This window comes from Nocardia higoensis (assembly GCF_015477835.1).
Lineage (GTDB): Bacteria > Actinomycetota > Actinomycetes > Mycobacteriales > Mycobacteriaceae > Nocardia > Nocardia higoensis_A.
Genome location: NZ_JADLQN010000002.1, coordinates 734,853 through 748,888 on the forward strand (window position 1 = coordinate 734,853; position 14,036 = coordinate 748,888).

The 14,036-nt window shown below is 70.7% G+C and carries 14 protein-coding genes; 6 read left to right on the plus strand and 8 right to left on the minus strand.

Annotation, left to right across the window (positions count from 1 at the left end; genetic code table 11):
* Positions 1-103: 103 nt before the first annotated feature.
* The gene (locus tag IU449_RS17300) at positions 104-1,204 is read left to right on the plus strand and encodes an adenosine deaminase (protein WP_195003080.1); all 1,101 of its coding nucleotides are present in this window, start codon (positions 104-106) and stop codon (positions 1,202-1,204) included.
* Positions 1,205-1,243: 39 nt separating this feature from the next.
* Here the strand turns inward: IU449_RS17300 and IU449_RS17305 are convergent, their stop codons facing one another.
* The 5 genes from IU449_RS17305 to IU449_RS17325 are packed head-to-tail and all read right to left on the minus strand — an operon-like array spanning position 1,244 to position 4,658.
* A complete protein-coding gene (locus IU449_RS17305; protein ID WP_195003081.1) occupies positions 1,244-2,506 on the minus strand; it encodes a primosomal protein in 1,263 nt (420 codons plus the stop codon).
* A gap of 26 nt (positions 2,507-2,532) precedes the next feature.
* The gene (locus IU449_RS17310) at positions 2,533-2,880 is read right to left on the minus strand and encodes a YbaB/EbfC family nucleoid-associated protein (RefSeq protein WP_195003082.1); all 348 of its coding nucleotides are present in this window, start codon (positions 2,878-2,880) and stop codon (positions 2,533-2,535) included.
* Positions 2,877-3,218 (minus strand): hypothetical protein, encoded by a 342-nt coding sequence (locus tag IU449_RS17315; protein ID WP_051026675.1) that lies wholly within the window; start codon positions 3,216-3,218, stop codon positions 2,877-2,879. The genes IU449_RS17310 and IU449_RS17315 overlap by 4 nt, the downstream gene beginning before the upstream one ends.
* Positions 3,215-4,336, minus strand: coding sequence for an NlpC/P60 family protein (locus IU449_RS17320; RefSeq protein WP_195003083.1), 1,122 nt, complete (start codon positions 4,334-4,336; stop codon positions 3,215-3,217). Before IU449_RS17320 ends, IU449_RS17315 begins: the two co-directional genes overlap by 4 nt.
* 4 nt (positions 4,337-4,340) lie before the next feature.
* Positions 4,341-4,658, minus strand: a complete 318-nt coding sequence (locus IU449_RS17325; RefSeq protein ID WP_195003084.1) for a hypothetical protein — start codon at positions 4,656-4,658, stop codon at positions 4,341-4,343.
* A 198-nt stretch (positions 4,659-4,856) separates the two neighbouring features.
* Here IU449_RS17325 and upp point away from each other — a divergent pair, with 198 nt between their 5' ends.
* Complete coding sequence (upp, locus tag IU449_RS17330) at positions 4,857-5,480, plus strand: uracil phosphoribosyltransferase (RefSeq protein ID WP_195003085.1); 624 nt, start codon at positions 4,857-4,859, stop codon at positions 5,478-5,480.
* 138 nt (positions 5,481-5,618) lie between these two features.
* On the opposite strand, the gene IU449_RS17335 is transcribed toward upp, so the two are convergent.
* Together IU449_RS17335 and IU449_RS17340 are read right to left on the minus strand one after the other, a co-directional pair.
* Positions 5,619-7,112: a phospho-sugar mutase gene (locus IU449_RS17335; protein ID WP_195003086.1), complete on the minus strand. Its 1,494-nt coding sequence runs from the start codon at positions 7,110-7,112 to the stop codon at positions 5,619-5,621.
* The gene (locus tag IU449_RS17340) at positions 7,113-7,892 is read right to left on the minus strand and encodes a purine-nucleoside phosphorylase (protein WP_195003087.1); all 780 of its coding nucleotides are present in this window, start codon (positions 7,890-7,892) and stop codon (positions 7,113-7,115) included.
* A 107-nt stretch (positions 7,893-7,999) separates the two neighbouring features.
* Between IU449_RS17340 and IU449_RS17345 the strand changes: the two genes are divergently transcribed.
* A complete protein-coding gene (locus IU449_RS17345) occupies positions 8,000-9,214 on the plus strand; it encodes a M20 family metallopeptidase (RefSeq protein ID WP_195003088.1) in 1,215 nt (404 codons plus the stop codon).
* 173 nt (positions 9,215-9,387) lie between these two features.
* On the plus strand, positions 9,388-10,542 hold the full coding sequence (locus tag IU449_RS17350) for a M20 family metallopeptidase (protein ID WP_195003262.1): 1,155 nt from the start codon (positions 9,388-9,390) through the stop codon (positions 10,540-10,542).
* A 61-nt stretch (positions 10,543-10,603) separates the two neighbouring features.
* On the opposite strand, the gene IU449_RS17355 is transcribed toward IU449_RS17350, so the two are convergent.
* Positions 10,604-11,083, minus strand: coding sequence for a gamma-glutamylcyclotransferase (locus IU449_RS17355; RefSeq protein WP_195003089.1), 480 nt, complete (start codon positions 11,081-11,083; stop codon positions 10,604-10,606).
* Positions 11,084-11,223: 140 nt separating this feature from the next.
* Here IU449_RS17355 and IU449_RS17360 point away from each other — a divergent pair, with 140 nt between their 5' ends.
* Both IU449_RS17360 and IU449_RS17365 read left to right on the plus strand, forming a co-directional pair.
* Complete coding sequence (locus tag IU449_RS17360) at positions 11,224-12,627, plus strand: NAD(P)H-quinone dehydrogenase (RefSeq protein WP_195003090.1); 1,404 nt, start codon at positions 11,224-11,226, stop codon at positions 12,625-12,627.
* 291 nt (positions 12,628-12,918) lie between these two features.
* Positions 12,919-13,986 carry a hypothetical protein gene (locus tag IU449_RS17365; RefSeq protein ID WP_228804795.1) on the plus strand — a complete coding sequence of 356 codons (1,068 nt, stop codon included), beginning with the start codon at positions 12,919-12,921 and terminating at the stop codon, positions 13,984-13,986.
* Positions 13,987-14,036 lie beyond the last annotated feature (50 nt).

Here is a 14,036-nt window from a genome sequence, read left to right on the forward strand (position 1 = left end):
GGGAGTGGCTGGGAAGGTGGACGGAACCGGTCGCGGCGGTGACCTTCCGGTGTCACCACCGCGGTCCGCTGCCGAAACGAGGGACCGCGGCTAACGTATTGCTATGACAGGACCGACGCCACCGACCCTCGCTTCGATCCGCCGAGCGCCCAAGGTCTTGCTGCACGATCACCTCGACGGTGGTCTGCGGCCCGTGACGGTGCTGGAACTCGCCGCCGACTGCGGGTACGACGAGCTACCGGCCGACAACGAGGCGGACCTGGAGGCCTGGTTCCGCGAATCCGCCGACTCCGGCTCGCTGGAACGCTATCTGGAGACCTTCGCCCATACCGTCGCCGTCATGCAGACGCCCGAGGGCCTGCGCCGGGTCGCCCGCGAATGCGTGCTCGATCTGGCCGCCGACAGCGTCGTCTACGCCGAAGTGCGCTTCGCTCCCGAGCAGCATCTGGAACGCGGGTTGAGCCTCGACGAGGTGGTCGAGCACACACTGGCCGGATTCCGGGAGGGCGAGGCCGAGGCCGCCGCGGCCGGGCAGCCGATCGTGGTGGTCTGTCTGCTGACGGCCATGCGGCACGCGGCGCGCTCACGCGAGATCGCCGAACTGACGGTGCGCTGGCGTGACCGCGGTGTCGGCGGCTTCGACATCGCGGGGGCGGAGGCCGGTTACCCGCCCACCCGGCACCTGGACGCCTTCGAGTACATGCGCGCCAGCAATGCCTACTTCACCATTCACGCGGGCGAGGCCTTCGGGTTGCCCTCCATCCACGAGGCGCTGGCCTACTGCGGATGCGACCGGCTCGGGCACGGGGTGCGCATCATCGACGACATCCGGGTGCCCGGCGGCGATATCGCCGCCGCCGAACTCGGCAGGCTGGCCTCCTATGTGCGCGACAAGCGCATTCCGCTGGAGCTGTGCCCGTCGTCGAACGTGCAGACCGGAGCGGTGCCCTCGCTCGACAAGCACCCCTTCGACCTGCTGGCCCGATTGCGCTTCCGCGTCACCGTCAACACCGACAACCGGTTGATGAGCGACACCACCATGAGCAAGGAGATGTTCGAGCTGTCCCAGACCTTCGGTTACGGCTGGAGCGACCTGGAGCGGTTCACCATCAATGCCATGAAGTCGGCGTTCGTCCCGTTCCCGGAACGCCTGCGCATCATCGACGACATCATCAAACCCGGGTACGCGGTCCTGATCGGCTGACCGGCTTCCGCCGGTCAGCCGCGGACGTCGACGCCGCTTCTACTCCGAGATCAGGCGGGCTTCGAACGCTCGCTCCAGCTCTCGCCAGGCCTGCGCCTCGGCATGGAACGGCGGGTTCGGGGCCAGCCGGGTCGGGTCCGGGTTGAGCAGATAGGACACGTACCAGCCCAGCGGGGTGGATTTGGCCAGCGCGACCTCGACCGCGTCGTCGTCGGCGTAGTCGGCCGCATCGGTGAACAGTTCGACGGCGAGGTCGAGCTGATCGATGTCGACCGCGTCCGGTCCCTCGGCCAGATCGTCGGCCAGGCCCGGCAGCACGTAGACGTTCTCGTCGGTCACCTCGACCTCGAGCGAGCCGTCGATGGCGGCGGTCTGCACCTCGCCGAAGGTGCTCACCCTGGCCAGGTCGTGCTCGTGGTCGTCGGCCAGGTATCGGGCGAGCGCGCGCTCGGAGGCGAAGGTGAGGATCTCGCCGTCGTTGCCCAGGAAGATCGGCTCGTCGTCGAGGTAACAGCGCAGCGTGAAGTGGGTGCCCTCGCTGGTGATGATCTTCACCGGGTCGATGCCGACCTCGTGCCAGAACGAGTCGTCCTCTTCGTCCTGCGCGTCGTGCTCGTCCTCGCTCTCGTCGAGATCGACCGGCTCGAACTCGGCCTCCACCTCGCTCTCGGCCGCGTCGTCGGCGTCGACGATGTTCTCCTCGGCGGCCAGCAGTTCGGCCTCGGCGTTGGAGACCGCCGTGGCGTCCACCTCGGGGGTGCTGACCACGGAGTCGACGGCGTCGAGCACATCGTCCCAGTCCTTGGCGATGGCAGCGCCGATCTGGTCCCAGAGCTCCTCGCCGTCGCGTCCGACGAACGCGCTCGCCCCGCCGGGCAGCGCGCCGAGCACCGGGTGCGAGCTGAAGAACTTGGTCACCACGTCGAGCTCGCACACATCGCCGAGGTTGCGCACCATATCGAGGGTGTCCTCGAGTTCGGCGACGGTCTCCGGCTCCGGGTCACCGGCGGCGAGCTCGGGCACGCCGACCAGGTCGAAGGTGTGATGCTCCTGCGGTTCCAGTTCCACCGCCGACAGCCCGACCACCACTTTCCACGCGGGATGGTCCACCAGGTCGTTGTCGGTGTCGGTGCGGACGAAGGCCGCGAGTTCCGCGACGGACTCGAATCCGTAGAGAGTGTCCTCGTGTCCGAGGAACGCCATCCACTCGTCGTCACCGTCACGCCAGCGCGGTGCCCACAGGGTGACGAGATCGCCGTCGGTCAGGCCGAGCTCGATCGGGACGATGTCTCCAGAAGCCATGAGCGGAAGCCTATCGAGCTTCCGGCTCAGGCACTATCCGGCCTGCCTCCGAGCGGGCCGGGAATCGAGGTCGTGTCCGGAGCGAACGACTCGTTCAGTGCCGCAACGACCTTGGAACGCTGCTCGCCCGCGTCCTCGGCGGCCTGCCTGCACGCCCAGATGATCAGCTGACCGACTTCGGCCGGGGCCATCGTCGTCACCGCCTCCGACAGCCGCAGACCCACCAGCGCTCCGTTGCTGTCGACCTCCACGCCGACCGCGCCGTCCTCGCTGGTGAAGCTGCCGCGAACCTGGCCCAGGCCGTACAGGGCGGCCTCGAGGGCCTCCAGTTTGGCGGTCGCGTTGGCGACCAGGGCGTCCATCTCAGCGCTCACAGTGGCCTCATCCAGGTGGTCGGTCCGGTGTCGGCGTCGTCGATCCGGTCGAGCTCGTCGACCGCCTGCTGACGAGTGGGCAGGCCGAGCTTGTCCAGGATGTCGGCAGGCATGCCCGTCTCGGCGAGCAACTCGCGGCGCTTGGCCCGCGCGGCGATGGCCGAGCGCTGGGTCAGCCGCAGGATCTCGTTGGCCAAGGCCTGCGCGCCGTAACGGTATTCGCTGCGTTCGAACTTGATCTCCACCGGCATGCCCTGATCGGTCGCGCGCACCGCGATGGTGCCCGACCGGTTCTGGCTGACCGCGACGGTGACGTTCGGGATCTGCTGTTCGCTCATTCTGTGGGCCTGTAGAAGCCGTAGAACTCCATACCCATGTTCTCCGTTCGGATGTTACTGATCGAGACCGGATCGCCGGCCTCGATGAGCTGACCGTTGCCGACCACCATGGCGACGTGGCCGTCCCACACCGCCAGGTCGCCGGGCATCAGCTCGCCGGGCGAGACCTGCGGGTGACCGATGTGCTGTTCCTGCGCCAGTCGCGGCAGCTCCACGCCGGCCTCGCCGTAGGCCCACTTGGTCAAGCCGCTGCAATCGATGCCGGAACCCGGGGTGTTGCCGCCCCAGACATAGGGCGTGCCGGTGGCGCTGATGGCCGCGGTGACCGCCTGGGCGGCCTTCTCGTTCGGCGCCTCCACCACGCTGCCGTCGGGCAGGGTGATCTTCACGCCGTCGGAGGTGGCATTCGACGAGTTCGAGCTGTTCGAGTTCTGACCGCTCGGTGTGGTCGCCGCCGGGGTGGTCGAGGTATCGGCCTGTGCGACCTGCTTCAGCGGCGTGCTCGCCATCGAGGTGACCAGCGAACCGGCCTGCCCGGCCATCCCCAGCAGGCTCTGCAGGCCGGAGCCCGCCTGGCTGGTGATCGCCCCGGGCAGACTCGCGACCGCCGGACTCGACGGTGCGGGGGTCAGTTGGGTGATCGCGGCGGTCTGGGTGTCGAGTTCGCTGCGCACCCGCCCGACCACGCCGATGCCCTGGTTCAGGTGATCGATGGCTGAGCCCACCAGCAGCGTGAAGCCCTGCGGCGTGGCCACCGTGGGGCCGAGCGCGGTGGCGGTGCTCACGAAGGACTGCACGATGGTGTTCAGGTCTTTCTGGCCCGTTTCCACTTCCGCGGCAGCCTGATTCACGACCGTGGCCATCTCCGTGCCGCGGTCGGAGATGGTGGCCGCGGAGGTCTGCACGCGCAGTGCCTTCGAGGTGGCCGAATCGGCCGCGACGCCGTCCCACGCGGTATTGAGCTGGTTGATGCTCGCCTTGCCGAACTGGTGCAGTTGATCGAGCGCGGTGGAGGTGGACACCAGCGCGTCGCCGGGGCCGCCGCTGGGCTGCACGCCCGTGCCGAAGCTGCCGAGCAGGTCGAGCAGGGGCTTGACCAGCACGTTGATGTCGATCACCGGTTCACCCGTCCACGTCTGTCGCGCGCAGGGCCGCGGCGTTGTTCAGGTCGGTCTCGGTGAGCACGGTGGCCGAGGCCGCGGCCGCGCCGCCCATGCTCGACAGCACCGCGGACAGCTGGGCGATCGAGGCCACGTGCCCGGCGTGCGCCGCGGTGTAGGCGGCCATGAAGTCACCGCCGATGAGACCCATGATCGGGCCGAGCAACGCGGGCGACGCGCCCGCGGCCCCCGCCGCGATTCCGGCCATCTCACCCGCCATGACACCGGCTGTCGCGCCATAGGCGACGATGCCATCGGTGTCCGCCGACATCTTGGTCATGATGTGCTTCCCCCATCCGTTCGTTCCCAGGCAGAGTACGTCATCCACCTATTTCGACGCGCCGTCCCGCCGCGCGGTTCCACCCCCCCTGGAAAAAGACTCACCCGCAATCGGACTCGCGCCGTCGATCCCCTGGCAGCCGACACTCTGATCATGGATGGCCCGACCCCGGATCGCGAACGACCTTATCGTTCCATCATGCGCACCCACACCGTGGCTCACCCGCTGGCCGCCGCCCTGTTGACGACGATGCGCGACGAGCGCAGCAGCGACGCCGCGTTCCGTGCGGCGCTCGCCGATCTCACCGGAATCCTGATCTACGAGGCACTGCGGGACGCCCCGGTGTCGACCTACGAGATCACCACCCCGGTCGCCCCGGCCGTCGGCATCCGGCTGGCGACGCCGCCGCTGCTGGTGCCGGTACTGCGGGCAGGCCTCGGCATGGTCGATACCGCGTCCGGCCTGATTCCCGAGGCCAGAGTCGGTTTCGTCGGTGTCGCCCGCGACGAGTCCACCCACCGGCCGGTGCCCTACATGGAGTCGCTGCCCGAGAACCTCGCCCACATCCCGGTGTTCGTGCTCGATCCGATGCTGGCCACGGGCGGCTCCATGCGGTACACCCTGGAACTGCTGGTCGCCAGGGGAGCCACCGACATCACCGCGCTGTGCGTGGTCGCCGCACCCGAAGGCATCGCCACTCTGGAGAACAGTGGGCTGCCGGTGCGGCTGGTGACCGCCGCCGTCGACGACGGGCTGAACGAGAACGCCTACATCGTGCCCGGTCTCGGCGACGCGGGCGACCGCCAGTTCGGCCCTCGCTGAGGCTGGTGCCCGCACCGCCGCGGCTGTGCCCCCGCGGCTGGTTCGCCGCCTCGGATCCGCTCGGCCGGAACGATTTTCCGGCCGATCGACTCGTCGCGCCGCCACGGTGCGGCGGGGAGGCCGCCGTCGGGGGCCGGATCAGAGCGCTCGGCAGAACTCGGCCAGCTCCGAAAGTCGTCGCCGTGCCGCGTCTTCGGCGTGCGGGAGATCCGCGCGGCCGGACACCGGCAGGACGACCTCCAGGTAGCACTTGAGTTTCGGTTCGGTCCCGGACGGCCGGATCACCACACGCGACCGCTCGCCTTCGAAGATCAACGCGTCGGTCCGCATCCGGCCGCGCGCCAGGAGTTGGTCGGTGAAGCGCATCGGCTCACCCGCGATCACCTCCGGCGGGGTGGCGCGCAGGCGGGCGACCACCGATACCGCGGCGTCCGCGTCGGCCAGGCGCAGCGAGACCTGATCGCCCGCGTGCAGACCGAAGGACAGCGCGTAGTCGTCCAGTTCGTCCCACAGCGTACGTCCACGGGCCTTGACGGCGGCCGTCATGTCGGCGGCCAGCACCGCCGCGGAGATGCCGTCCTTGTCGCGCACCACCGACGGGTCGACGCAGTGCCCGATCGCCTCCTCGTAGGCGTAGACCAGGCCGTCACCGGCGCGGGCCAGCCATTTGAACCCGGTCGGCGTCTCCGCGTAGCGGGCCCCCCGCGCCGCCGCCAGCTTCGACAACAGCCGGGAGGACACGATCGTGGTGGCCACCAGCGCGTCCGGCCCGGCGGTGCGCAGTACCCGGTCGGCGAGCAGCACGCCGGTCTCGTCACCGCGCAGCATCCGCCATCCGCCGGGGCCCGGCACCCCGATGGCGCACCGGTCGGCGTCGGGGTCGAGGGCGATGGCCAGATCGGCGTCCACCCGCCGCGCGGTCGCCAGCAGCAGATCGGCGGCGCCGGGTTCCTCGGGGTTGGGGAAGGCCACGGTCGGGAAGTCCGGGTCGGGGTCGAACTGTTCGGCCACGACGTGCACATCGGCGAATCCGGCCGCCGACAGCGCGCGCAGCACCGTCTCGCCGCCCACGCCGTGCAGCGGGGTCACCGCGATCCGGATCGGCGCGCGTGGTCCGTCGCCGCCGATGCGCGAGGGCAGTTCGGCGACCCGCGCCAGATAGTCGCGCAGCAGGGTGTCGTCCGCGGGCCGGACGTGGCTGCGGGCGAACGGCGGCGCGGCGGCGTCGATGCAGCGTTCGATCTCGGTGTCGGCGGGGGCGATCAGCTGTGAGCCGCCGTCCAGGTACAGCTTGTAGCCGTTGTCGGAGGCGGGATTGTGCGAGGCGGTGATCTGAACCCCGGCCACCGCCCCCGACGCGCGCACCGCGTAGGCGAGCACCGGGGTGGGCAGCGGTCGCGGCAACAGCGTCACGGGAAAGCCCGCGGCCTGGAAGATCTCCGCGGTGACGGTCGCGAACTCCGCCGAGCCGTGTCTGGCGTCGCGCCCGACGACCACCCGGCCACCGCCGAGGCAACGCTCGCGCAGCCAGGCGGTCACCCCGGCGGTGGCGCGGGCGACGGTGTCGGCGTTCATCCCGTCGGGGCCATCGCGCAGCGGGCCACGCAGTCCCGCGGTACCGAAGCGCAGCATCTACAGCCGTTCCAGCACGCCGCGCAGCAGTTTGCCCAGGCGCGGCGCGGCGGCCGCACCCTCGGCCAGCACCTCGGCGTGCGAGAGGTGTTCACCGGTCACGCCCGCGGCCAGGTTGGTCACCAGGGAGAGCCCGAGCAGACGCACCCCGAGCGAGCGGCAGGCGATCGCCTCGAGCACCGTGGACATACCGACCAGGTCGGCGCCCAGGGTGGCGAGCATGCGGATCTCGGCGGGCGTCTCGTATTGCGGTCCGGTCAGTCCCGCGTACACCCCTTCGGTGAGGCCGGGGTCGACCTCGCGGGCCAGTGCGCGCAGCCCCGGGTCCCAGGCGTCGACGAGATCCACGAACGCGGCCCCCGCCAGCGGGGAACGGCCGGTCAGGTTCAGGTGATCGGCGATCAGCACCGGCTCGCCCACGCTCAGGCCGGGGCGGATGCCGCCCGCGGCGTTGGTCAGCACGATGATCTCCGCGCCCGCCGCCACCGCCGCGGTGACCGGGTGGACCACCTCGGCGGGGGAGTAGCCCTCGTAGAGGTGCTGGCGCCCCATCAGCACGAGCACCTGGTCGCCGCCGACGGGGACCGAATGCAGCACGGGCACATGACCCTGCGCCGTCGGCGTCCCGAAGCCGGGCAGTTCGGGCATGGGCACCGAGGCGGTGGGGGCGCCGAGTTCGGCGGCGGCGGCCTGCCACCCCGATCCGAGCACCACCGCGACGCGATGGCGCGGCGCTCCGGTCCGTTCGGCGATCGCTGCGGCGGCCTGTTCGGCAAGCATGGCACCAGTATCGCCGTCCTGGCGGCGTCCTGTCGCGCCGGGGCGGGCGACCCGCCTGCCGGGTACGTACCGCGCCGCGCACCGCGCGCAGTGCCAGACTGTGTGCCATGCCACTACCGCCTCCCGCCGATCCGGCCCGGCTCGACGCCGTCGTGCGTGCCGACGCGGCGGTGCTCGCGGCCGGACCACGGCTGGTCGCTCTCTCGCACGCGCTGCACGCCGAACCGGAACTGGCCTTCGCCGAACAGCGCAGCGTCGCCAAGGTCGTCGAACCACTGGCCGAGCGCGGCTTCACCATCCGCCGCGAGGTGGCGGGCCTGCCGACCGCCTTCCGCGCCGAGTACGGCAGCGGCGCACTGACCGTCGGCCTGTGCGCCGAGTACGACGCGCTGCCCGAGATCGGGCACGCGTGCGGGCACAACATCATCGCCGCCGCGGCGGTGGGCGCCGCGCTCGGACTCGCCGAGGTCGCCGACGCGCTCGACCTCACCGTGGTCGTGCTCGGCACGCCCGCCGAGGAGAGCGGCGGCGGCAAGGTGCTCATGCTCGAGGCGGGCGTCTTCGACGACATCGCGCTGGCGATGATGGTCCATCCCGGCCCGCTGGAGATCGCGGGAGCGCACTCGCTGGCGCTGGCCGACATCGCGGTCCGGTTCCACGGCAAGGAGGCCCACGCCAGCGCCGCGCCGGATCAGGGCCGCAACGCGGGCGACGCGGCGACGGTCGCGCAGGTGGCGCTGGGTTTGCTGCGTCAGCACCTGCGGCCCGGCCAGCAACTGCACGGTATAATCAGCGACGGTGGTGTGGCCCCGAACATCGTGCCCGGCCATGCGGAACTGCTGTACTACCTGCGCGCAGCCGACTCCGCGTCGCTCGACGACCTGATGCGACGAGCCTCGGCCTGCTTCGAGGCGGGCGCCCTCGCGACCGGTTGTACGCACGAGATCCGGACGGTGGCGCCCACCTACACCGAGCTCACGCCCGACCCCGGTCTGCTGGCGGTCTATCGCGAACAGATCGCCGGCCTGGGCCGGGTACCGATCACCGCGGATCTCGAGGCGCGGCGACCGCTCGGCAGTACCGACATGGGCAACGTCACCAACGTGATCCCGGGCATCCATCCGGTCATCGCCATAGACACCGATGGGGCGGTGACGCATCAGCCGGGGTTCGCCACGGCCGCCGTCAACGCCTCGGCCGACCGTGCGGTGACCGACGGCGCGCTCGCGCTCGCGCGTACCGCGATCGCCGTTGCCCGCGATGAACACCACAGAGAGAGTCTGTTGCAGCGTCTGGCCCGACGACAGGAGGAATTTCGGTGAACGATCTCGGCCGGTCCCTCGAGCATGCGCACAGCCCCGCGGGCGCGGGCGCATGCGTGACCGCGGAAGGCCCGGCGACGGACACCCCGGCGACGGACACGAGCACCGCCACCGCGGCCGAGGCCCCGGACGCGGAACCGGTGCAGGCTCTCTCGCCCGGCGGGCATCCCGTGATCGAGAAGTGGCTGGCCGCCCACGGCGCCGAGCTGATCCGGTGGCGCAGGCACATCCACGCCCACCCGGAACTGTCCCGCACCGAGTTCGCCACCACGGAGTTCCTCGAGGAACGGTTGACCGAAGCCGGGCTGACTCCCCGCCGAATTCCCGGCGGCACCGGACTGCTGTGCGATATCGGCCCCGACACCGACTCGGCGCCACGCATCGCGTTGCGCGCCGACATCGACGCACTGCCGCTGCAGGAGTTCACCGGCCGGCCCTACTCCTCGACCGTGCCCGGCGTCTCGCACGCCTGCGGTCACGACGCGCACACCACCATCCTGCTCGGCACCGCCCTGGCCTTGGCCCAGGTGCCCGAGCTGCCGGTCGGTGTGCGGCTGGTCTTCCAGCCTGCCGAGGAGGTCATGCCGGGCGGCGCGATCGACATGGTGGCGGCCGGTGCGACGGCCGGGGTGGACCGCATCTTCGCGGTGCACTGCGATCCGCGCCTCGAGGTCGGCCGGGTCGGTGTGCGGGTGGGCGCGATCACCTCGGCTGCCGACACCGTCGAGCTGGTGCTCGACTCGCCCGGCGGGCACACCTCGCGCCCGCACCTGACCAGCGACCTGGTCTACGCCATCGGCACGGTCATCACCGGCCTGCCCGGCCTGCTCAGCCGGCGCATCGATCCCAGGACCAGCACCGTGATGGTGTGGGGCGCGGTGTCGGCGGGCAAGGCGCCGAACGCGATCCCGCAGACCGGAATGCTCACCGGCACCGTCCGCACCGGCGACCACGCGACCTGGTCGCTGCTCGAGCCGATGGTGCACGAGATCGTCGACGGGCTGCTCGCGCCCACCGGCGTGCGCTACCAGTTGAACTATCGGCGCGGCGTGCCGCCGGTGGTCAACGACGAGCACTCGACCCGGTGGTTCGAGCGCGCGATCCGGGCGCTCGGTCCCGACGCGCTGGCCGACACCCCGCAGTCCGGCGGTGGCGAGGACTTCTCCTGGTATCTCGAGGAAGTGCCCGGCGCGATGGCGCGACTGGGCGTGTGGTCCGGTGAGGGCGAACAGCTCGACCTGCATCAGCCCACCTTCGACATCGACGAGCGAGCGCTGGCCGTGGGGGTCCGGTTGTTCACCAATCTGGTGCTGAATCCGCACTGCTGAGCGCGGACAGACACGAGCCCGGCGGTCCCGCCGCGGGACCGCCGGGCTCGTGTCGCCGGTCTCAGACCGAGAAGTTGCCCGGTCCGACGTTGCGGCTGTTCCTGGTGCGCAGGGCGTGCACGTAGTCGGCGGGAGCGCCCGCCTTCTCGGCCGCGTCCGCCATCACGCCGAGGTAGCGGGCCGAGGGTAGGCCGCCTTCGTAGGCGTCCAGGACGTAGAGCCAGGCCAGGCGCGGTTCGGTGCCGCTGCCGGGGCTCGGCGTCACCCGTAGCCGGATCTTCTTGTGGATTCCGAAATCGGAGCCCTCCCACCGGTCCAGCCGCTGCTCGTCCTCGGGCGAGACGTCGTAGAGCACGACGAAGACGCGGGAGTTCGGGTCTTCCACCACCGTCGCCAGCGGGCCCTCCCAACCGATGTCGTCACCGGCGAAGGTCAGCCGCCAGCCCTCCAACCAGCCGGTCCCGGACATGGGGGAGTGCGGACAGCGCTCGAGCATCTGCGACGAGTCCATGTTCGACCCGTAAGCGGCGTAAATCGGCACGTTGCAAAGGTTAGCTTGCCCGGGTCACAGTTCGCCGCGCATCCACCGCGCGGGTGTGTGGTGAAGCCGACACCGGCCCGGCGATTACCGTGAACCTCATACCGGAGATCCCGGTTCGACGAGCCGAAAGGGAAGTACCCATGACCCGAATCGCGATCATCGGCGGCGGACCGGCGGGCTACGAGGCCGCGCTGGTGGCGGCGCAGCACGGCGCCCAGGTGACGCTGATCGATCGGGACGGCATCGGCGGTGCCTGCGTGCTGTGGGACTGTGTGCCCTCGAAGACCTTCATCGCCTCCACCGGCATGCGTACCGACCTGCGCCGGGCCCGCGGCCTCGGCATCACCCTCGATCCCGACCAGGCCGCTGTGCAGTTGCCCGAGGTCCACGCGCGGGTCAAGGCGCTCGCGCTGGCCCAGTCCTCCGACATCCGCTCCAAGCTGCAGTCGGCGGGTGTGACCTTGCTCTCCGGCAAGGCGCGGTTCACCGAGCCCGCGCCCGGGCGTTCTCCGCACCGCATCCGGGTGGAGACCTCCGACGGGCGCGATCGCGAGATCGACGCCGAGGTGGTCCTGATCGCCACCGGCGCCAGCCCGCGCGTGCTGCCGGGCGCCGAACCCGACGGCGAGCGCATCCTGACCTGGCGCCAGCTCTACGACCTGCGTGAGCTGCCGGAAACGCTGGTAGTGGTCGGTTCCGGCGTGACCGGCGCCGAATTCGTCTCCGCCTACACCGAAATGGGCGTGCAGGTGAAGCTCGTCTCCAGCCGTGACAGAGTGCTGCCCGGCGAGGACGCCGATGCCGCCCTGGTGTTGGAGGAGGCGCTGGCCGAGCGCGGCGTCGAGCTGGTCAAGCATGCCCGCGCGGACGCGGTCGAGCGCACCGCCGACGGCATCGTGGTCAAGCTGGCCGACGGGCGCACCGTCGCGGGCACGCACGCGCTGATGACCGTCGGCTCCACTCCCAACACCGGGGATCTGGGACTGGAGAAGGTCGGCGTCGAACTCGACAAGGGTGGTTACCTGCGGGTGGACCGGGTGTCACGGACCGGGGTGTCGGGTGTGTACGCCGCGGGCGACTGCACCGGCCTGTTGCCGCTGGCCTCGGTCGCGGCCATGCAGGGCCGCATCGCGATGTATCACGCGCTCGGCGAAGGGGTCAGCCCGATCCGGCTCAAGACCGTTGCCTCCGCGGTGTTCACGCGTCCGGAGATCGCGACCGTCGGGGTCAGCCAGACCGCGATCGACAACGGTGAGGTGCCCGCCCGCACGGTCATGTTGCCGTTGAACACCAATCCGCGTGCCAAGATGTCGGGCCTGCGAAGGGGTTTCGTCAAGATCTTCTGCCGTCCGGCCACCGGCGTGGTGATCGGTGGCGTGGTGGTGGCACCGATCGCCTCCGAGTTGATCCTGCCGATCGCGCTGGCGGTGCAGAACAATCTGACCGTCAACGACCTCGCCCAGACATTCTCCGTTTACCCCTCGCTCACCGGGTCGGTCACCGAGGCGGCGCGCCTGCTCATGCGCCACGACGACCTGGACTGACAACCGCGGGAGATCGCCGATATCGCTGGCGGCGCGGGGGCTTTCGCCGCGTTGCCAGCGACGGCAGTGGTGTGGTTGACTCGCTCGCGAGAGATGCGATCGAGTGGGTCGCCATGGGGTTCTGGTGTGGGGGGATGGTCCTTTCCGAGCCGAACGAGAAATGGCCCTCGGTCATTCGGCGATCCGGCGCGTCTCGCGAGGGACAACTGAGTGCGGCCGAATTCGCGGGCGTACCCGGGAAGGGATTGGCGAAAAGTGAAGCATCGTAAGCCGAGTCGGGCGCAGCGAGCGATGGCCAGCACGTCGTTGCCGTTGGCCACCGCCGCTGCCGTGGCTACCCTGTTCGCGTCGCCGGCGGGGGCCGTTCCGAACGATCCGACCACACCGGCCACGCCGGCTCCGGTGCAGCCGGGGACCAACGACGCGCCGCAGGGCGGATCGCAGCCCGGCACCGCGCAGCCCGAGCAGGGCAGCCAGGAGCAGGAAGAGAAGAAGAACAAGCCGGAGAGCAAGCCGACTCCCAGTCAGCCCGGCGTGACCACGCCGGAGCAGGACCAGGTGATGCCGGAGCCGCCGAAGGATCCGAAGCTGGCCACGCCGACGCAGCCGGGTGTCACCACCCCGCGCGTCGCGCCGCTGCCGGTGCCGGGTCAGGCCGACGCTCCGCAGCCCGCCGCCACCCCGGAGGACGGCACCGACAAGCCCGAGACCGACAAGCCCGAGAGCGACAAGCCCGGCGCCGAGCAGGCCGAGCCGGGTGCCGCCGACGGAAACGAGGGCGCGGAGCCGGGAACCACGCAGCCGCGGCCGCAGGCCGGCGTCCCCGCCGAGCCGGGCACGCCGTCGGAGTCGGACACCCTCGTGCAGGAGCCGCGCTGGTCGGCCCCGCGCCTGGACTCGGCACCCGCCGCGCCGGTCGTCGAGATGACGGGCCCGCACCAGGAGATCGGCGCCAACGTCGACGGCGGCGCGCTGCTGCCCGGTTACGTCGCCAACACCCACCACTTCAGCAACGACGCGGGCTACGTCGGCACCATCGGCTACTCCACGCCGACCGGAGCCGGTGAGGCGGGCGCGTCGGTGGAGTTCATCGATGTGAACACCGTCAAGGTCACCACCTACACCGGTGGGGCGGGTCTGGCCGACAACAAGAGCGAGTTCGTGCTCGACACCACCCAGGTCAACGCGGCCAAGGCCGCGGTGGAGTCCTGGATCGCGGCGCAGCCGGGCGGAGCCGCCGCGCTCGAAGCGGCCGCACAGGTTAAACTTCCGCCGCTCGTCCCCGCGGGCGACGTCGCGCCGCAGACGCTGAACGTCGCAGGCGTGACCACCCAGTGGGGTGGTTCGTTCCAGTACTGAACGGGATGCTTCGAGGGTGGGGCGGTCGGTAACGGCCGCCCCACCCGCGT